Raw genomic sequence first — 19,824 nt, 5'->3', positions numbered from 1 at the left:
AAATTCCTTTTTAAATAAATTAAGCAGTTAGCCAAAAGCTAAGTGCAAACCGCAAATAGCAAATTATGAGTTTTTTAAATACCGTTCTTAAAAGTTTTTTGGGAGACAAAAATGCAAAAGATCTTAAAGAAGTAAAAAAAGTTGTCACAAAAATCAAAGCCGTTGAATCTGGCATCCAATCATTATCCGATGACGGGCTGAGAGATAAAACCGCAGAATTTAAAGAAAAAATAAAATCTGCAACGGCTAAGTTTACAACCCAAATAGACGAAATTAAAGAGCAGATAAAAAACTCAACCAACGTTGATGAGAAAGAATCACTTTTTACCAAAATCGAAGGTCTGAAAAAAGAATCTTACGATGTTGAAGAAAAAGTTCTTGGCGAAATCCTTCCAGAAGCTTTTGCATTGGTAAAAGAAACTTCCAGACGTTTGGCGCAAAACGGAGAAATCCGCGTAACGGCTACAGAAAGAGATCGCGAATTGGCGGCTACAAAAGATTTTGTGGTTCTAGAAGGCGACACTGCCGTTTGGAAAAACTCTTGGGATGCGGCAGGAACGCCTGTGGTTTGGGATATGGTTCATTACGACACGCAATTTATCGGTGGTGTTGTTTTGCACTCAGGGAAAATCTCTGAGATGGCAACCGGTGAAGGTAAAACTTTGGTGGGAACATTGCCAATCTATCTTAATGCTTTGCCGGGAAGAGGCGTTCACGTTGTAACGGTGAATGACTATTTGGCAAAACGTGACTCCGCGTGGATGGGTCCATTGTATCAATTCCACGGATTGACGATTGATTGTATTGATCTTCATCAGCCAAACTCAGACTCAAGAAGAAAAGCTTACCAAGCAAGCATTACCTACGGAACCAATAACGAATTTGGGTTCGATTACCTGAGAGATAATATGGTGACCAATCCTACTGAATTGGTTCAGGGAGAATTGAACTTTGCGATTGTGGATGAGGTGGATTCTGTTTTGGTAGATGATGCTAGAACGCCATTGATTATTTCTGGTCCGGTTCCTCAGGGAGACAGACAGGAATTTGATGTTTTGAAACCTTCTATTGATAGAATTGTTGAGGTTCAGAAAAAAACAGTTTCTGCAATTTTCAATGAAGCTAAAAAATTAATAGCAAACGGAAACACCAAAGAAGGTGGATTCAAATTGTTGCAAGCTTACAGAGGTCTTCCGAAAAACAGACAATTAATCAAATTCTTATCCGAAAGTGGAAACCGTGCATTGCTTCAAAAAGTTGAAGGTCAATATATGGCGGATAATAACCGCGATATGCCGAAAGTAGATAAAGATCTTTATTTCGTAATCGATGAGAAAAACAATCAAATCGATTTGACAGATAAAGGTGTGGAATATATGTCTGCTGGTAATGAGGATTCTCAATTCTTTGTTTTGACAGACATCGGGACAGAAATTGCTGACATCGAAAAGAAAAATCTTTCCAAAGAAGAAGAATTTGCAGCGAAAGAAGAATTGTACAGAGATTTTTCTGTAAAATCCGAGCGTATTCACACAATGAATCAATTGCTAAAAGCGTATACATTATTCGAAAAAGATGATGAATATGTGGTAATTGACGGCGAAGTGAAAATCGTAGATGAGCAAACTGGTCGTATTATGGACGGTCGTCGTTATTCAGACGGACTTCACCAGGCGATTGAAGCTAAAGAAAATGTAAAAATCGAGGCAGCGACTCAAACGTTTGCAACGGTTACTTTACAGAACTACTTCCGTATGTACAACAAACTGGCGGGAATGACTGGAACTGCGGAAACAGAAGCTGGAGAATTCTGGCAGATTTACAAGCTGGATGTTGTGGTAATTCCTACCAACAGACCAATCCAAAGAGATGACAGACAAGATTTGGTTTTCAAGACCAATCGTGAAAAATACAATGCGGTAATCGAAGAAATCGAAAGATTGACCTCGGCGGGAAGACCTGTTTTGGTTGGTACAACTTCAGTTGAGATTTCTCAATTATTATCCAAAGCATTAAGCTTAAGAAAAATCCAACACCAAGTTTTGAATGCGAAACTTCACAAGAAAGAAGCAGAAATCGTTGCTGGAGCTGGTGGACCGGGTGTTGTAACCATTGCAACCAATATGGCTGGTAGAGGTACCGATATCAAGTTGAAAGCAGAGGTAAAAGATGCTGGAGGTTTGGCAATCATCGGAACAGAAAGACACGATTCTCGTCGTGTTGACAGACAGTTGAGAGGTAGAGCTGGTCGTCAAGGAGATCCAGGAAGTTCTCAGTTCTATGTTTCTTTGGAAGATAATTTGATGCGTCTTTTCGGTTCTGAAAGAATCGCTAAAATGATGGACAGAATGGGTCATAAAGAAGGAGAAGTAATTCAGCATTCTATGATTTCCAAGTCTATCGAAAGAGCTCAGAAAAAAGTTGAAGAAAACAACTTTGGTGTTAGAAAAAGATTGCTGGAATATGATGATGTAATGAACAAACAGCGTGACGTAATCTACAAACGTAGAAAGAACGCATTGTTCGGAGATCACTTGAAGTATGACATCGTGAATATGATCTATGATACTTCTGCAGCAATTGTTTCCGCAGCTAAAGCAACAGGAAATTACAAAGATTTCGAATTCGAGATTATCAAATATTTCACAATGGAAGCGCCTGTGACGGAGGCAGAATTTGGAAGCTTGCAAATTCCTGCGCTTACAGATAGAGTTTTCAAAGCAGCAAAAGAAGATTACGACTTGAGATTGAACCTTCTGAAAGAAAAAGCATATCCAATCATCGAGAATGTGTTTCTAAACCAAGGTTCGATGTTCAAAATGATCCAAGTTCCTTTCACGGATGGCGTTAAAACAATGACGATTGTTACGGATCTTCAACAAGCTTACGAAACTAAATGTGAATCATTGATTACTGATTTCGAGAAGAATATTTCGCTTTCTATCATTGATGAAAACTGGAAAACGCACTTGAGAGAGATGGATGATCTACGTCGTTCTTCACAAGGTGCAGTTTACGAGCAAAAAGATCCATTGGTGATTTACAAGCAAGAATCTTTCTACTTGTTTAGCGAAATGGTAGAAAAAGTGAACAAAGAAATTGTTTCATTCCTGTACAAAGGCGAAATTCCTGCATAAATAAAGGATTTTTAAGATAAAATTAAAAAGCTGTTGATAATTTCAACAGCTTTTTTTGTTTTAACATTTATTAAGAAATGACAAATATCATAATTTATTCTAATTTAGAATTAATAAAAATAATACATTTGCAAAAATTATTATAGCAATGAAGAAAGTTATTGTAAGTGCTGTGGTTCTCGTTTCCACTTTTGCTTATGCTCAGGAAAATGATTCTATCAACAAATCAAATGAAATTGATGGAGTTGTAGTACACGGATATATTACTAGAGACAGAGAATCGGCAAACAAAATGCCTCTTAAAGATATTGAAAATCCTCAGGTTTATAATACTGTAAACAAAAACGTTATCAAAGAACAAGTTGTTACGAATTTCAATGATGCTCTTAAGAATGTGACTGGTATTACAAGACTTTGGGAATCTACCGGTAGAGGAAATGATGGTGGAGAATACTACACAATGAGAGGTTTCTCGCTTCAGCCAACTTTGGTAAACGGAATGCCGAGCTTAAGCAACGGAACTTTGGATCCCGCAGGTATCGAAATTATTGAGGCAATCAAAGGTCCATCTGGTACTTTGTATGGTGGAAGTGTGATTTCTTATGGAGGTATGATCAATGTTGTTACAAAGAAGCCTTACAATCATTTTGGAGGTGAAGTTAATTATGTGAACGGAAGCTACGGTTTGAACAGACTTACAGCTGACGTAAACACGCCACTTAACAAAAACCTATTTGCAAGAGTGAACACTGCTTATCATAAAAACAATACGTTCCAAGATGCTGGTTTTAACGAATCTTTCTACATCGCTCCATCTGTGAAATTTGTAGCCAATGACAGATTGACGTTCCACGTTAATACAGAAATCAAAACGTCTGAATCCTCCAATGCACCAATGATTTTCTTGAACAGATATGCACCGCTTTCTTTTAATTCAATTGGTCTGTTCAAAGACAATTATAAAAAATCATACACCAGCGATGATTTAACGATCAATAACAATTCATTCAACATACAAGCTACTGCAGACTACAAAATATCTGACAACTGGACATCCAAAACCTTAGTTTCAAGAAGCAATTCTAAAACAAAAGGTTACTATTCTTACTTGTGGGATCAATCCAATGGTGGCGATTTCGTAAGATTTATTGCGAACGTTGGTGGAGAGACCAATACAACAGGAATTCAGCAAAATTTTGTAGGAACTTTTAATTTTGGAAGTGTTAAGAATAAATTGCTATTTGGATTAGATTATTTCCAAAGAGATTTCATCCAAGGCGGAACAGGATGGATAGGACACGGTGTGGTGAACTTGGTTAATCAAACCGATACAAAAGCAGACCTTCTTACAAAATCTGCAGTTGATTATGAACTAAGAAACGCAGGACAAGAAATAGGACACGCAGAAGCAAAAATCTACAGTGCTTATGTTTCAGATGTTGTGAACATTCTTCCAAATCTATCTGCAATGTTAAGTTTGAGATTGGATCATTTCACAGGAATGGCAACTGCATATGCGACAGACAATTCTAAAGAAAAAACCACACTTTCGCCTAAGTTAGGTTTGGTTTATCAGCCAATCCAAGACAAAGTTTCAATCTTTGGTAACTATATGAATGGTTTCCGAAATGTTGATCCTTCAACGATTCAAATCACTGATGATCTTGGAAACGTTTTGAGCAGTGAGCTTCGTTATTTTGATCCAGAGCACGCCAACCAATGGGAAGTTGGTACAAAAGCAAATTTAGCTGGCGAAAAATTCTCTATTACCGCAAGTTATTACAACATCTATGTAAAAAACAAAGTAATGGGTAATGGTGTGAATGTCAATCAAGGTGGAGAAGTAGAAAGCAAAGGTTTTGAAGTGAGCGTTTTGGGAAGTCCAATTCCTGGGATGAACTTAATTGCCGGATACAGCTACAACGATAGTAATGTTGTAAAAGGTGACGAAGGATATCCAGGAAACAGAACAGAAGATGCAGGACCAAAAAACCTGATCAACTTCTGGGGAACTTACAAAATCCAAACCGGAGCGCTTAAAAACTTCGGAATTGGTTTCGGTGGTAATTCTGCTAGCAGATTTTATACATTGAATAGAGGTAACATCGGTGCTTTCCCGCTTCCTAGTTACATCATTATGAACTCTTCACTTTCTTATACAGAAGATAGATACAGCATCATTTTGAAAGTTGATAACATTGCCAACAAGAAATATTTCTCTGGATGGTCAACTGTGACACCACAAAGACTTAGAACTTTATCTCTAAGTTTGAATTACAAATTCTAAAAAATAAAAAAGCTAAGTTTGTAGCTTGGCTTTTTAAACTTTTATGAGGAAAAAACATCATCATAAGAAGAAACCTGGTTTCTTTAAAAAATGGACAGCCAAACTACATCTGTGGTTTGGCTTGTCCATTGGTACGCTTATCTTTATCATCGCAATCACTGGCGCCTTGTACGTTTTCAAAGATGAGATAGAAAACATCTCACGAAAAGAATACATCTACCACAATGAGCAAAACATCGATCAAAAACAGATCTTGCCCATCCGCGTCATAGAAAAACTAGTGAATGAGCAGACCAAGGAGAAGTATCCGATCCACTGGATCAACGTTCCTATAGATAAAAAAATGTCTTATCAAGTTTATTGGTACGAGCATCAGCCAGATCAATGGAATTATTTTGATGAATTTCCGATTTATAAATTGGCGTACGTCAATCCTTACACTGGAAAAGTCCTCCAAGTTTATGATGAGAAAAACGGGTTCTTTGCCATCGTAAAATCCATCCATTGGAGTTTTCTTTTGAAACAAGATTGGGGAACTTACGTTGTCGGTATTCCTGTTGTCATCTTCTTGATTATGTTGATTTCCGGAATCATCCTTTGGTGGCCAAAAAACAAAGCGGCAAGAAAACAACGTTTCAGCTTTCAATGGAAAGACACCACAAAATGGAAAAGAAAGAATTATGACCTTCACAACATTCTCGGATTCTACTCTTCCATTTTCGCTTTGATTTTAACGATTACTGGTCTATTCTACGCATTTTTCGCAGTTCAGGCGATGATATATGTGGTCTTCTCCGGAGGTGAAACTGTTTATCCAGATTTCTCTGCCATTACCACAAAAGCGCCAATTGAAATGAGAAACGACAAAACATTGGACAAGATTTCTGACAAAGTGAAGGAACTTTATCCAACAGCGTACGCATTCAGTCTGGATCTTGGACATCCACATTTGGACGATCACGAGCATCCGAATTTCTCGGTTTTTGTAAGACACCTCTCATATTCTTATCATAAAAACAGCACTTTAATTTTTGATGAGAACTCCGGCGAACTCTTGCACATACACGATCCGAAAGACAAGAACTTCGGTGAGAAAGTAGTTGCAGCCAATTATGACATTCACGTTGGCGCCATCTTAGGTTTGCCTACCAAAATCATTGGATTTATTGTCAGCATTATTATCGCATCAATGCCCGTCACTGGATTTATGATCTGGTGGGGACGAAGAAAGAAAACACAGATTAAATAATTGAGCCAAAAACCTGAACTATGATTCAGGTTTTTTTATGTTTAATGAGCAAGAAATTTATTAATAAAAACCAATTTCAGTCCGAAAAAATCCAGCGTTTCTTTTTAAAATTAAAACAATATTTACTGAATATTAATTTCCTTTTGTCTAAATTTATGGTCTTAAAAATTTTAATCGATGTCATTAATTGATTTATCAAAGCAAATCGCCATAGGTATAGATATTGGCGGAACCAACACCAAATTCGGATTGGTGAATCACCGGGGAGAGATTCTCGCAAAAGGAAGTATAAAAACTGAAGATTACAAACAGGTAGAAGATTTTATCGATGCTCTACACACCAATATCCAACCGTTGATAGATGAAGTCAGTCAAAATACAAGATTGGACGGAATTGGTGTTGGTGCGCCTAACGCTAATTACTTCACAGGAACGATTGAACTAGCTCCCAATCTTCCTTGGAAAGGCGTAGTTCCATTTGCAGAACTAATGACTAAAAAATTTGGAGTGCCTTGTAAAATGACCAACGATGCCAATGCAGCAGCACTTGGAGAAATGATGTTTGGCGCCGCAAGAGGAATGAAGGATTTCATAATGATTACTCTTGGAACAGGCGTTGGAAGTGGAATCATCAGCGGTGGAAACTTGATATATGGCCACGACGGATTTGCCGGAGAACTCGGTCACACGATTGTAAAACCAGGCGGAAGAAAGCATTGGAGCACAGGATCTGAAGGAAGTTTGGAATCTTACGCTTCTGCAACCGGAATCGCTATTACAGCTAAAAAATTCCGTGCTGAGTTTCCAGATTCTATGTTGAATCAATACCGTGAAGAAGACATTAACTCTAAAACTGTTCACGAGTGCGCGATTGCAGGCGACCCAACAGCGATAGAAGTTTTCCGATACACAGGACAAAAATTGGGTGAAGCATTAGCAAACTTCGTAATGTTCTCATCTCCAGAAGCTATTTTGCTTTTTGGAGGCGTTATCAAAGCTGGTGATTTCTTGCTAAAACCTGCAAAACTACATATGGAAAGAAATCTGTTGCCAATTTTCCGCTCAAAAGTTAAATTGGTTTTCAGCGAGTTGGATGAGGCAGATGCAGCAATTCTTGGTGCAAGTGCGCTTGTTTGGGAAAATAAATAATTGATATAGAGAAATCCTTTGGTTCTCATTTTTGATAGGAATACAATTTGCTATTAAGAACGAGGAAAATCAAAGGATTTTTCTTGTCTAATAATGAAACAGTATTTATTAATAATTCTAAGTTTTGTCCTCTTCAGCTGTAATGGTCAGGAGAAAAAACAAAACCCATTAAAAAATCAAAAAATGGATAAAAACAATTTGGAATATGCCACTTTGGCTGGCGGATGCTTTTGGTGCGTAGAAAGCTGTTTTCATATGCTGAAAGGTGTAGATTCTGTAATATCGGGATATTCCGGTGGCCACAAAGCCAATCCGACTTATGAGGAAGTTTCGGCAGGAACCACAGGACATGCAGAAGTAGTGCAGATTGCTTATGACCCAAAAATCATTTCTTACAAGCAATTGCTGGAAGTATTTTGGTTTCTCCACAATCCTACAACGCTGAACAGACAAGGAAATGACATCGGCACGCAATACAGATCAGCGATTTTCTATCATTCCGACAAACAAAAGCAAGATGCAGAAGAGTCATTGAAAGCATCTGAAGACAAACAGGAATGGAACGGAAAGTATGTGACAGAGATTGTTCCTTTCGAGAAATTCTGGTCTGCAGAAGCATATCACCAAGGTTATTACAATGCCAATCCAAACCAGCCTTATTGTAGCGCTGTAGTTGGACCTAAGATTCAAAAATTCAAAAAGCATTTTGGAGAGTTGGGTTGGCTAAATGAAAAAGCGGAGAATTAATTCCCCGCTTTTTTTATGTTCAAAAGTTTGTAGTTTTTATTTCCAGCTTTGATTGCGTTTGTCATCTGAGCGTTTTTTGCCATTATCAATATTGTAGGCAAATCCAATTCCCAAAGTCTGTTTCAACTGGGTCTTTCTAATTTGATTGTGGTCATACAGCAAATCTAAAGTTACGTTGGTAGAAATATACTTGTTGACTTTCATATTCAAAATTCCAGAGTAGGACATTACAAGTCTCTCTGGATGATCCAAATAATTAGAAAAAACAGACGCTGCATTTTGCAACGTAATATTTTCCATCAGCTTCACTTTATACTGCGCCGTTCCCAAGAAACCGAACTGGAATAACATAGAATCGCCATCGTTTTTCAAGCCATAATTTCCAGCCCATTGCAAATCCTTATCCATCACAAAAGTGAATCTGGCGTTTGCAGGTCGCAAAGTCATGGTGAAATTATCACTTGGCTTATACGTAAAACCGGCTCCTACATTCACATAACCAGGTGACATAAAGTTGGAGATCTTCGCTGCATCCGGATTATTTCCATCGGCATAGCCTGGCGCGAATTGAGAAATCAAACCAGCTCCCACAGACGTGTACCAATCTCCTGAAAGTTTTCTTCCGTAATTGGTAGAAAGATTGATGACATCCTGTGTTTTCCTGTTGCCAACACCTTGTGTATTGTTCATCCCATAGCCAAGAATAATGACATTTTCCCAAAGGTCTTTGTCTTTTTCGTAAGTCAAATTGTAATTGACACCAGCTTGCCAACCGATATTATTGGCGCCACCAGCCACCCAATTGGAGAATGCCGATTGATTCAACATCAAAGTATTTTGTCCAACAATCGACCAAGCTTTTACAGAATCCTGAACGGGAGCCTCCTGCGCATAAGAATTCATAGCCCAAAGAAGGCTTAATGATAATAGAAGTTTCTTCATTAATTTGTTTTTGTTTTGCAAATATAATGAATAGCCGAAATATCTTAATTAACGAATGGTTTTATGATGCCGGTCTTGGTATCTCTTTCCATTTTGTAACCTAAATTATAAGTCACACCCACACCCAAAGTCTGTTTTCTCTGCAATCTTTTGATTTGATCGTGGTCATAAACCATATCATAAGTGATAACGGTTGTAATATATTTGTTGAATTTAAGATTCAAACTACCGCTATAATTGATATCTACTCGCTCGGAGTGTTGTAAATAATTGCTAAAGAAATTGACCTGATTCACAAAATTGACATCTTTGAAAAGTTTAATTTTATAGAGAACATTTACCATGGCCCCAAGCTCGGATCTCATGCTTTGTCCATCTCTTTCCAAACCGTAATTGCCTGCAAACTGAAGTTTTTTGTCTAATACAAAAGTGAATTTTCCATTTACTGGACGGAAGATCACTTGGAAATTTTCGTTCGGATTGTAAGACACACCGATACCCAAGTTGAGGTAACCAGGCGCCATAAATTTGGAAATTCTGTCATCATAAACAGGATCCGGATTATTAGCATAATTGAATCCCGGCGTAAACTGTGACAAAAACTGGAAACCGGTGGATAGGTAGTAATGCTGCGCCAACTCATAACCATAATTGGTCATAATATTAATGTAATCATCTGTCTTTCTCGTAGATTGACCAGTAGATGACACAAAACCGTAACCCATCTGGATATTATTGTCCATATAATGTCGGTTCTTTTTGTAAACGATATTGTAGTTAACTTTCCCAATCACGCCAATATTATTATTTCCCCCTGCATACCAATTCGCAAATGATGACTGGTTGAAAACCAGACTGTTCTGCCCAAAGAAGAACCAACGTTTCAAAGTAGGAAGATTGATGATCGACGATGGTGTGAGCGGACTGGTGTCACTGGTATTAGAAACAATGACCATATTATTTGTCAGTTGCACAGAATCTTTTTTCAAAGATCGAATGTCAATAATTTTTGGATTGGAAAGACTGTCGATATCTAATGCCGTAGAATCCCATCTTTTTTGCGAAATAGAATCTATTAACTTTTGATAATCAGTAATTTGAGCCTTAGAAAACAAGACCATCACAACCGCAAAAACTACCAATACCTTTTTCATTAATATCAAATTTTGCACAAAAATAGCAATTCTAAATTTTTAAAAATCTGACTTTATAACAAATTCCACAATTAATTAAGCCTTTTTTGCGGACAAAATTACCTTTTCTCAAGAATGGCTGTAAAATTGTGATTTTCAAAACTATGTTTTTGAAAACCTTTCATTTAAAATCATTTTTAGTTCCGGCCATTATGCTGGCACTTATGTGGATTTTTTTTCTGCTTCAGAATCTCGGATTTTTTGGAGGATGCTTCGGCGCCATCATTCCATTGGTGCCCGATGGATTGAGTGGTGTGATTTTCGCACCATTGCTTCATGGCAGTTTGGATCACATCATTAGCAACTCTATGCCAATTGCTATTCTCTTATTTTTATTGTTTGAATTTTATTCAAAAATCGCATTCAAGATTTTTCTCATCGGTTGGATTGCGGGCGGATTACTTGTCTGGATGCTACCACCAGTGGACATCTTTACCGGAGAGTGGACTTATACATGTATTGTGGGAGCAAGTGGCGTGGTTTATATGCTGGCTTTCTTCATCTTTTTCAGTGGCGTTTTTCGGTGGAATATGAAGTTGCTGACAGTTTCACTCGTTGTTGCACTTTATTACGGAAGTTTGATTTGGGGTATTTTTCCAGAAGAATTCTTCTCACAATTGGAAGAACGGAGCAGAATCAGCTGGCAATCTCACTTGGCCGGTGCAATCACAGGAATTATTTTGGCTTTCATTTTCAGAAAACAGGGCGAAAAAAAAATTAAATACCTCTGGGAATATCCTAATTATTACAGCGAAAAAGACGACAGACTTTGGCAAGAATACATCCAGAATCACCCAGAAGACTTTGACGATTTGCCTCAATACAAACAAGAAAATATTTGGGAATATCTGGATGAAATCCGTAGAAATGAAAAATAATTTCTAAATTGGTCTTTACACAAATGACCTTATGAATCCCGAAGAACATCTCTATATCCTTGCGCTGAAACAGTGCAAAAACATTGGCAACATCAATCTAAAAAAGCTAATAAAGAATATTGGCTCAGCAAAAGAAGTTTGGGAATCTAAGCCAAAATCTCTTCTTTCTATTTCTGGAATTGGGAAAAACAGCATTCAGAATATCGGGAATCAAGAATTTCTGACTTCCGCCGAGAAAGAATTGAAATTCTGCGAAAAACACGACATCAAAATCATTCACCAAGACGAAGAATCTTACCCAAAGCATCTTTTGAATTGTGATGATGCGCCGATGATTCTATTCTACAAAGGAAATTTGAACAATGAACTAAATCCTGTAAGCATCGTGGGAACAAGAAAATTGACCGCTTATGGAAAACATTTCATTCAGGATTTGACTCAGGAATTATCGGGTTCAAAAGTTTGTACCATCAGCGGATTGGCTTTGGGCGCAGACTCTTGCGTGCACGAAGAATCATTAAAAAATCAAATTCCCACCATTGCCATTTTGGCGCAAAGTCTAGACAAAATCTATCCGGCTTCCAATAAAAATCTCGCTAAGAAAATTATTGAAAACAATGGCGCTCTCATTACGGAATACGCCTCGTTTGAAGGAATGGCGAAGGAAAACTTTTTACAACGCAACAGAATCATCGCTGGATTTTCACCTCATCTAATTGTTGTGGAAACGGCTTATGGTGGCGGTTCTGTGACAACTGTCACCGCATCAAATCAATATAATCGGGATGTTTTTGCTTTGCCTGGGAAAATCACAGATGTTTACAGCCAAGGTTGCAATCAACTCATTGCCAACAACAAAGCTGAATCTATCGTTGATATCAAAACGCTGGTCAAGAATCTGAATTTCATCCCTCAGCCAGAACTTTTCCCGGCAGAAGAACCGAAAATTAAAATCGATGCTGACAAAAAAGAACACCTCAAATTACTGGAAATCATTACTGAAAATAAGAGCATTTCTTTGGATGAATTAGCGGATAAATCTGGGATTTTGCACCACAAACTTTTACCAATTCTTTTAGATTTAGAGATTTATGGCTATGTGAAATGTCTTTCCGGGCGACAATATCAACTTAGTTAAAAAATAAGGCTTACGGAAATTTGAAGTAAATTAACATTAACTTCAAAAATCGTTAACGCAAAAGATGTAATTATACATTAAGCAAAAAACTTAGTTCATATCCTTAAATTTTCGATAATAATTAAAATATTACTTGCGAAATTCGAAAATAAAATTAAATTTGTTGTCATAATAATCAACCTTTATGGAACACTATAACGTAGAGCAAAAAATCCAGGAGTTTATGGCAAAAGTAGAAGCCAAAAACCCAAATGAACCAGAATTTCTTCAGGCTGTGAAGGAAGTTGCAGTCACTGTAATTCCGTTTATCGCAACCAGAAAACAATACACAGGAATGAAGCTTCTAGAGAGAATGGCTGAACCTGAAAGAACGATTATTTTCCGCGTTCCGTGGGTGGATGACAAAGGCGAAATCCAAGTAAACAGAGGTTTCAGAATCCAAATGAACTCTGCGATTGGACCTTACAAAGGCGGAATCCGTTTTCATCCAACTGTGAACTTGTCTGTTCTTAAATTTTTGGCTTTCGAACAAACTTTCAAAAACTCTTTGACGACACTTCCAATGGGCGGTGGAAAAGGAGGTTCTGATTTTGACCCACAAGGAAAATCGGATATGGAAGTGATGCGTTTTTGCCAAGCTTTTATGACAGAAATGTGCAAACATATTGGTCCAGAAACCGACGTTCCTGCGGGAGATATTGGTGTTGGTGCTAGAGAAATCGGATACTTATTCGGTCAATATAAAAAAATCAGAAACGAGTTTACCGGAGTTTTGACTGGAAAAGGTTTGGCTTATGGAGGTTCATTGATTCGTCCGGAAGCGACTGGGTACGGCGTTGTTTACTTCGCTGAGCAGATGTTGAGAACCATTGGAGAAGATTTCAAAGGAAAAACTGTAACAGTTTCAGGTTTCGGAAACGTGGCTTGGGGTGTTATCAAAAAAGTTGAAGAACTAGGCGGAAAAGCAGTAACACTTTCTGGTCCTGACGGTTATGTTTATGACAAAGACGGAATCACTGGTGAAAAAATTGAATATCTATTAGAACTTCGTGCGTCTGGAAACAACCGCGCAGAAGACTATGTGAAAAAATATCCAACGGCAGAATTCCACGCTGGGAAACGTCCTTGGGAAGTGAAATGCGATGTAGCGATTCCTTCTGCAACTCAAAATGAGTTAGATTTGGAAGATGCTAAAAAATTAGTAGAAAACGGCGTAATCTGTGTGACTGAAGCAGCGAATATGCCTTCAACTTTGGACGCTATTAATTATTTCTTGGACAACAAAGTTTTATTCTCTCCAGGAAAAGCGTCTAACGCTGGTGGAGTTGCCACTTCTGGTTTGGAGATGACTCAGAACTCCATCCGTTTGAATTGGTCTTCTGAAGAAGTTGATGCAAGATTGAAAGAAATTATGATTGGCATCCACAAAGCGTGTAGAGACTACGGAAAAGAAGAAGATGGTTATGTTAACTACGTGAAAGGTGCAAACATCGCAGGCTTTGTAAAAGTGGCTGAGGCAATGTTGGCGCAAGGTGTGGTTTAATTAAGAAATTAGAAGTTAGATTTTAGAAATTAGAATCTGATTGATTATAAAAAATGCAACTAAATAATTTAGTTGCATTTTTATTTAAGTATTGAAATACTTTTTACATTATACTTTTTACAATGTACATTTATATTATCTCGGCAAACCTCTTTTCAAAGCGTAATTTCCTCTTTCGATGGCTTTTTTCTCTTTCCAATTCATATAATTGGCTTTGAAATTTTTTTTCATAAAGTTATCAAAACCTCTTTGTACCGTAAGATTCCAAAGTGAATTGGCTTTCACGCCCCAACTTTTGTCCCAAGCTCTCAGCGACAGTGAGAAACTGCCGTCCAGATATTTCATCCAGTGCCACCAGCCCGTCGGCATAAAAAGCGTGTCGCCGTGCTCCAGAAAACATTCGATACCTTGAACGCCGTCTAATGCTGGGAATTTTGTGAAATCGGGATTTTCTATATCATAATCTTCCAACGCGTAAGTGGCATATGGCAAACAGTATAATCTTTCTTTCCACTTCTGTTCGAAAAGCAAAACGTGTTTTCTCCCGTTGAAGTGTGTGTGGAAAATGTGAGCTAAATCAATATCGTAATGCAGGAACGTCACAGAACTTTTCCCTCCGAAAAACATACTTGGATATTTGTCAAGAAATCCGCCCATTAATTCTTTTGGAGAGATATAATCATTCAAAATATCGGGTGCGTGTTTGATGGGATCGAAAAAGAAAATCCTAAGATCCGTAGGTTCTCTTTGAATCAGATCGATGTAATCTGCAAATTTCATTTCTGTAGTTGGCGCATTGATGGGCGCTGCAGGATCTGCTTTTGCACTGTCATACAAGGGAACCGTCACATCGCCTACAACTTCTTTGATATAATCCATCGTCCATTTCTGATAGGCTGGCCAGTTTCTAGCCATATTTTTGATGACAACAGGTTTGCGTGGTTTCAGATATTTTTCCAAGAAATCTTCTCTAGAAATATCATCTACAATATCAATCGGTTTTAAAATGATTCCCATGTTAATGTAATATTAAGGAGCAAATTTATTAAAATTAAGTATTCTTTGTTTATAATTATTTTAAATTAAATCATGTGATATTATAAATGATCTAAGCGCTCTTACCCAATTATCAAGCCATTTGATTTTTCATAAAACTTTTAACTTCTATCTTTTTTACGACTCAAACAAAAAGTTTGTAACAATCTGCAACGTTTCTTTACTAATACTTTAGTGATACATTTTAAATAACTATGAAAAAACTTTTATCTTTCATCTTTGTGCTTGCGTTTTCTTTAATTGTTTTTGCACAAAAGACAGTATCGGGAATCATCAATGATGCAGACGGGAAGCCACTTGCCAGCGCCAGTGTGACAATTGAAGAACCAGGAAAAAATGCGATTCTGGCTTACGGAATTTCCAATGCAAAAGGCGAATACAAAGTCACATTCACCTCGGCGGAAAGCAATTTGGATCTTAAAATCAAAGCTTTCAACCAGAAGCCAGTGACAAAATCCATCAAAAATGATGATCAAAAAATGAATTTCTCTATGGATTCTCAGGCAACGGAAATCCAGGAAGTGCGTTTGAAAACAAAATTGATCACTAAAAGAGGAGATACGATTTCTTACGATCTAAAATCCTTCGAAAATAAAAATGACAGAACCCTTGCCGATGTTTTGAAAAAAATCCCGGGAATTGAAGTTGGAAAAGATGGCGCCGTGAAGTACCAAGGTGAACCAATCAATAAATTCTATGTGAATGGAAAAGATTTGATGGAAGGCGGTTACGGAACCATCAACAATTCACTTCCGAAAGATGCAGTTTCTAAAGTAGAGGTTATGGAAAATCATCAGCCAGTAAGTATTCTACGAGATAAAGTACCATCTGACCAAGCAGCATTGAATATTAAATTAAAAAAATCTGTGACGATGACTGGTCGTGGAGAAGTTGGCGCAGGTTTCAGCCCATTGCTTTGGAATGTGAAATTAACACCAATGTTCTTTGGTCAGAAAAATCAATGGGTCATTAATTACAAAGCCAACAACAATGGCGAAAGTGTTGAAAATGAAGGCAATCTTTTAGGTTTTGGAAGCCGATGGGAAGGTAGAAGAAGCCAAGCGGGACAAAAGTCTTGGACAAATATAGAAACCGCAGGCGTTCCAAACATTCCTGAAAAAAGATATTTGCTAAATAATGTTCACTACTTTTCTGCCAACCTTTTGACCAGTCCTTTCAAAAATAAAGAATGGGAGTTGAAAGCAAACGCTTCTTACACAAACAACAGCATTACAAGAGAAGATATTCAAACCAGAGTTTACCAAGCTGGATCACCAACTATTGAAAGTGGAGGAACGTTTATCTCTTCTACCAACAACAAGTTTTTTGATAACGTTGCAAAAGGAGAATTGATCTTCACAAAAAATGCGAAGAAAGGCTTCTTCAAAAACGTGACAACTTGGAACAGCTTCTGGAACACATATCGTGGAGATGTAGATAATAATCTTCCACCTCTGGAAGGTTCTACAACTTCAATTAGAAATATGGCTAATGAATCTTTAGAATCTCCAACTGGAACTTTCCAGAATTCCTTGAGTACCATTATTCCTTGGAAAGAAAAATTGGTAAACTTTATGAGTTACATCAAATATCAAAAAGACAGACAAACGATGACTGTTTCTCCAGGTTCATACATGAGTCGATTTGGGTTCCAAGATTTTGATACAGTAACGCAATACGCCAACTCAGAAACTATGGAGGTCAATCATTCGGCTTCTGTGGGATTATCATATAAAAAATGGACTTTCACGCCAGAAGTTGGTTTGAATTTGAGTTTTAATAACTTGAAATCAGCTATCACAGGTTCAATCAACAACTCAAGTTATTACTTAGGAACAGATAAGCAGAATAATGTTGACTGGAACGAGGTTCGTCCTTACACGCAAGTTGGCGTTAACTTCAAATCTCAAAATTTCAACTTGAACTTGACACTTCCGATGAATTTTTATGGAATCACTTATAAAGACAACATCAGACAAGATTATTTGGATAAAAGTAAAACCGTTTTTGAACCCAATTTGTTTGCAAGTTTAGATTTTGCATCGTTTTTCAAAATTTGGGCATTTGCCAATCAATCTTATGATTTTGGAAACTTTGGGTTTTTGTATGGCGGAAATATGTTGACAAGTCCTACTAACATACAGGTGAGATACAGTGACAATGTAGAAATGCCAGAATATCTATCAAGAATGGCAGGAACAAGATTGGAATATCGAAATCCTTTGAACAATTTGTTTTTCAATGTGAGATACAACTACTCTACAAACAAGAGAAACTTGATAGAAAGCTACGCAACAGATGGTTTTATCTCTAGACTAGCATTAGAAGCTCAAGAGAATACAAACAGATCGCAAACAGAAAGTGTAGAAGTTGGAAAATATTTCCCGAAGTTTAAAACCAATTTGTCCGTGAATGCGTCTAACACAGACAGCAATTCATTTTCAAAATTCAACAATATTTTTGGAGAATCTACCAACAGCAGACAATCTTTGGGAGCAAAGTTCAACAATGCATACTTCAGCTGGATAAGTGTAGATTATAACATTAGTATGAATTGGAATAAAAATACGAACAAAGTTTTCGATACAGTTTTAAACTCCAGCGGATGGAATCACAATCTGAGCACATACATCTATCCGAGCGAAAATCATACATTTGGTTTCAATTGGGACGACCTTTCTACCAGTGCGAGTGGAGAAAACTTTAGAAACTCTTTCTTCGACATTTCTTACCAATACACTTGGGTGAAAAGAAAAATTGATTTCGAATTCAAATGGTTGAACATTGCGAATAGAAAAGTTTACGAAACCGTTTCTGTAGATGCTTTCCAACAGCTTGTTACAACCAATCAAATGTACATCCGTCCAAGCCAGTTTATGTTCACTGTCAAATTTAATTTCAAATAACACACTATTTTATATTAACAGAAAGGTAGCACAATTTTTTTGTCTGCCTTTTTATTTTTCTTAATTTTAAATCACTAAAAACTTAGGTATGAAGAAAACACTTTTATTATTAATGATTTCTTTGGGTTTAATGTCATTTGCTCAAGGAACAAGGATTATGTATGAATACAAATTTGCATCAAACATCGAGAAAAAAGATTCTCTCGAAACCGAATTGATGTATCTTGACATCCGCAAAGACGAAAGCAAATTCTACAGCAGACAGAAATTTGTGAGCGACTCGACCAGAGAAGCTTATTTCCAAAAACAAATCTCAATGGGATCTACTTCCTTCAAATATGAGGGCGGAAAAGAAGGTAAAGTCGCTTACTCTATTAACAAAAAATATCCAGATTTTACAACCGTTTTGCACACATCCATCGGAGATTCCAAATTCTCCGTGAAAAATGAAAAACCAATGGAATGGAAAATCCTTCCGGAGACCAAAAAGATTGACAAATTCGAAGCCCAAAAAGCGACAGTCGATTTTGGCGGAAGAACTTGGACGGCTTGGTTTTCACAAGATTTTCCTTTTCAGGATGGTCCATACAAATTCCACGGATTGCCAGGTTTGATCCTGGAAATGGAAGATTCTACCGGCACGCACGCTTACAAATTTGTGGGAAGTAAGAAATTTGATGACATCGAAAAAATAGAGAAAAAAGAAGAATTAGCAGGAACCAAACCCGGAACCGTGATCAGAACTTTTGGATTTGCCAACGGAAAAGAAATCGAAATCTCCGAAGAGCAATTCAAAAAACAATGGAAAGATTACAAAAATGATCCGGTGAAAAATATGCGCCAGATGCTTTCTCAAGGCAATGTGAAAATGACCGTCAATATGAATGGAAAACAAATCAATGACAGTGCAGAGATGCTGAGAGCGATGGAAAAACACCAGAAAGAATCCATCAAAAATGATAATAACAAAATAGAACCTGCGCTTTATCCTTAGATTAATTTATAATCCATATTTTTATAGTCCTCTACTTGGAGGACTTTTTTATGCAAAATTTCTAATAAAATTAAAATGAGTTATCTACCAAAATTAAAAAATATAAAAGCCTTTGTTTTCGATGTTGATGGCGTTTTCACAGACGGAAGTGTCTATCTTTTGCCAGATCAAAATATGTCCCGCGTGATGAGCGTTTTGGATGGTTACGCTGTGGTACAATCGCTTAAAAAAGGTTTTAAAATAGGAATCATAACCGGCGGTAACGATCCGATGGTGAAAAACAGAATGGAATATCTCGGAATCAAAGATTATTACGCCAAGTCTTCCCACAAAGTTTCCGATTACGAAGATTTCAAATCAAAACATAACTTGCAAGATTCCGAAATTCTGATGATGGGCGATGACATTCCGGATATTGGGATTATGAAACTGGCGGAGATTTCTGCTTGTCCTGCAAACTCGGTTCCAGAAGTGAAAGCGATTTCGGATTATATTTCCCCAGTATTTGGCGGAAAAGGTGCTGTTCGCGATGTCATAGAACAAGTGATGAAAGTGCAGGGAAAATGGAACTTGGACGAAGAAACAAAATCAGCTTAATAATTGAT

Annotated in this window: 14 protein-coding genes; 11 read left to right on the top strand and 3 right to left on the bottom strand. The window is 37.3% G+C overall.

The features are described 5' to 3' along the window. Window positions 1-65: 65 nt before the first annotated feature. From secA to msrA, 5 genes are all read left to right on the top strand, one after another. Entirely contained in the window at window positions 66-3,137 is a 3,072-nt protein-coding gene (gene secA, locus B0I22_RS10910) for a preprotein translocase subunit SecA (RefSeq protein WP_133944745.1), read from the top strand. A gap of 148 nt (window positions 3,138-3,285) precedes the next feature. Further along, window positions 3,286-5,424 carry a TonB-dependent siderophore receptor gene (locus B0I22_RS10905; RefSeq protein WP_133944743.1) on the top strand — a complete coding sequence of 713 codons (2,139 nt, stop codon included), beginning with the start codon at window positions 3,286-3,288 and terminating at the stop codon, window positions 5,422-5,424. A gap of 43 nt (window positions 5,425-5,467) precedes the next feature. Then, window positions 5,468-6,673 (top strand): PepSY-associated TM helix domain-containing protein, encoded by a 1,206-nt coding sequence (locus B0I22_RS10900; RefSeq protein ID WP_133944741.1) that lies wholly within the window; start codon window positions 5,468-5,470, stop codon window positions 6,671-6,673. 177 nt (window positions 6,674-6,850) lie between these two features. After that, entirely contained in the window at window positions 6,851-7,822 is a 972-nt protein-coding gene (locus B0I22_RS10895; protein ID WP_133944739.1) for an ROK family protein, read from the top strand. Between the two features lie 93 nt (window positions 7,823-7,915). Then, window positions 7,916-8,569, top strand: a complete 654-nt coding sequence (msrA, locus tag B0I22_RS10890; RefSeq protein WP_133944737.1) for a peptide-methionine (S)-S-oxide reductase MsrA — start codon at window positions 7,916-7,918, stop codon at window positions 8,567-8,569. 36 nt (window positions 8,570-8,605) lie between these two features. Here msrA and B0I22_RS10885 read toward each other — a convergent pair whose 3' ends face one another. Together B0I22_RS10885 and B0I22_RS10880 are read right to left on the bottom strand one after the other, a co-directional pair. Then, the gene (locus B0I22_RS10885) at window positions 8,606-9,511 is read right to left on the bottom strand and encodes a DUF3078 domain-containing protein (protein ID WP_133944735.1); all 906 of its coding nucleotides are present in this window, start codon (window positions 9,509-9,511) and stop codon (window positions 8,606-8,608) included. 44 nt (window positions 9,512-9,555) lie between these two features. Next, window positions 9,556-10,665 (bottom strand): DUF3078 domain-containing protein, encoded by a 1,110-nt coding sequence (locus tag B0I22_RS10880; RefSeq protein WP_133944734.1) that lies wholly within the window; start codon window positions 10,663-10,665, stop codon window positions 9,556-9,558. Window positions 10,666-10,808: 143 nt separating this feature from the next. Here B0I22_RS10880 and B0I22_RS10875 point away from each other — a divergent pair, with 143 nt between their 5' ends. The 3 genes from B0I22_RS10875 to gdhA all read left to right on the top strand — a co-directional run bounded on the left by B0I22_RS10875 (window position 10,809) and on the right by gdhA (window position 14,263). Further along, window positions 10,809-11,582 carry a rhomboid family intramembrane serine protease gene (locus B0I22_RS10875; protein ID WP_133944732.1) on the top strand — a complete coding sequence of 258 codons (774 nt, stop codon included), beginning with the start codon at window positions 10,809-10,811 and terminating at the stop codon, window positions 11,580-11,582. A 31-nt stretch (window positions 11,583-11,613) separates the two neighbouring features. Then, window positions 11,614-12,720 (top strand): DNA-processing protein DprA, encoded by a 1,107-nt coding sequence (gene dprA, locus B0I22_RS10870; protein WP_133944730.1) that lies wholly within the window; start codon window positions 11,614-11,616, stop codon window positions 12,718-12,720. 184 nt (window positions 12,721-12,904) lie between these two features. Then, entirely contained in the window at window positions 12,905-14,263 is a 1,359-nt protein-coding gene (gdhA, locus tag B0I22_RS10865; protein WP_133944728.1) for an NADP-specific glutamate dehydrogenase, read from the top strand. A gap of 135 nt (window positions 14,264-14,398) precedes the next feature. On the opposite strand, the gene B0I22_RS10860 is transcribed toward gdhA, so the two are convergent. Next, window positions 14,399-15,280 carry a cupin-like domain-containing protein gene (locus tag B0I22_RS10860; RefSeq protein WP_133944726.1) on the bottom strand — a complete coding sequence of 294 codons (882 nt, stop codon included), beginning with the start codon at window positions 15,278-15,280 and terminating at the stop codon, window positions 14,399-14,401. Window positions 15,281-15,513: 233 nt separating this feature from the next. On the opposite strand from B0I22_RS10860, the gene B0I22_RS10855 reads away from it, so the two are divergent. From B0I22_RS10855 to B0I22_RS10845, 3 genes are all read left to right on the top strand, one after another. Next, a complete protein-coding gene (locus B0I22_RS10855; RefSeq protein WP_133944724.1) occupies window positions 15,514-18,225 on the top strand; it encodes a TonB-dependent receptor in 2,712 nt (903 codons plus the stop codon). An 88-nt stretch (window positions 18,226-18,313) separates the two neighbouring features. Continuing rightward, the gene (locus B0I22_RS10850; protein ID WP_133944723.1) at window positions 18,314-19,219 is read left to right on the top strand and encodes a GLPGLI family protein; all 906 of its coding nucleotides are present in this window, start codon (window positions 18,314-18,316) and stop codon (window positions 19,217-19,219) included. A 75-nt stretch (window positions 19,220-19,294) separates the two neighbouring features. Continuing rightward, window positions 19,295-19,816, top strand: coding sequence for a KdsC family phosphatase (locus B0I22_RS10845; protein WP_133944721.1), 522 nt, complete (start codon window positions 19,295-19,297; stop codon window positions 19,814-19,816). Window positions 19,817-19,824 lie beyond the last annotated feature (8 nt).

Source organism: Epilithonimonas xixisoli (genome assembly GCF_004365655.1).
In the GTDB taxonomy this organism is placed as follows: domain Bacteria; phylum Bacteroidota; class Bacteroidia; order Flavobacteriales; family Weeksellaceae; genus Epilithonimonas; species Epilithonimonas xixisoli.
This window is presented reverse-complemented; position numbering and strand designations above follow the sequence as displayed.

What these genes read in the sequence shown, in the direction of transcription:
- secA (WP_133944745.1), top strand. Translation starts at nt 66, where the DNA reads ATGAGTTTTTTAAATACCGTTCTTAAAAGTTTTTTGGGAGACAAAAAT.
- B0I22_RS10905 (WP_133944743.1), top strand. Translation starts at nt 3,286, where the DNA reads ATGAAGAAAGTTATTGTAAGTGCTGTGGTTCTCGTTTCCACTTTTGCT.
- B0I22_RS10900 (WP_133944741.1), top strand. Translation starts at nt 5,468, where the DNA reads ATGAGGAAAAAACATCATCATAAGAAGAAACCTGGTTTCTTTAAAAAA.
- B0I22_RS10895 (WP_133944739.1), top strand. Translation starts at nt 6,851, where the DNA reads ATGTCATTAATTGATTTATCAAAGCAAATCGCCATAGGTATAGATATT.
- msrA (WP_133944737.1), top strand. Translation starts at nt 7,916, where the DNA reads ATGAAACAGTATTTATTAATAATTCTAAGTTTTGTCCTCTTCAGCTGT.
- B0I22_RS10885 (WP_133944735.1), bottom strand. Translation starts at nt 9,511, where the DNA reads ATGAAGAAACTTCTATTATCATTAAGCCTTCTTTGGGCTATGAATTCT.
- B0I22_RS10880 (WP_133944734.1), bottom strand. Translation starts at nt 10,665, where the DNA reads ATGAAAAAGGTATTGGTAGTTTTTGCGGTTGTGATGGTCTTGTTTTCT.
- B0I22_RS10875 (WP_133944732.1), top strand. Translation starts at nt 10,809, where the DNA reads ATGTTTTTGAAAACCTTTCATTTAAAATCATTTTTAGTTCCGGCCATT.
- dprA (WP_133944730.1), top strand. Translation starts at nt 11,614, where the DNA reads ATGAATCCCGAAGAACATCTCTATATCCTTGCGCTGAAACAGTGCAAA.
- gdhA (WP_133944728.1), top strand. Translation starts at nt 12,905, where the DNA reads ATGGAACACTATAACGTAGAGCAAAAAATCCAGGAGTTTATGGCAAAA.
- B0I22_RS10860 (WP_133944726.1), bottom strand. Translation starts at nt 15,280, where the DNA reads ATGGGAATCATTTTAAAACCGATTGATATTGTAGATGATATTTCTAGA.
- B0I22_RS10855 (WP_133944724.1), top strand. Translation starts at nt 15,514, where the DNA reads ATGAAAAAACTTTTATCTTTCATCTTTGTGCTTGCGTTTTCTTTAATT.
- B0I22_RS10850 (WP_133944723.1), top strand. Translation starts at nt 18,314, where the DNA reads ATGAAGAAAACACTTTTATTATTAATGATTTCTTTGGGTTTAATGTCA.
- B0I22_RS10845 (WP_133944721.1), top strand. Translation starts at nt 19,295, where the DNA reads ATGAGTTATCTACCAAAATTAAAAAATATAAAAGCCTTTGTTTTCGAT.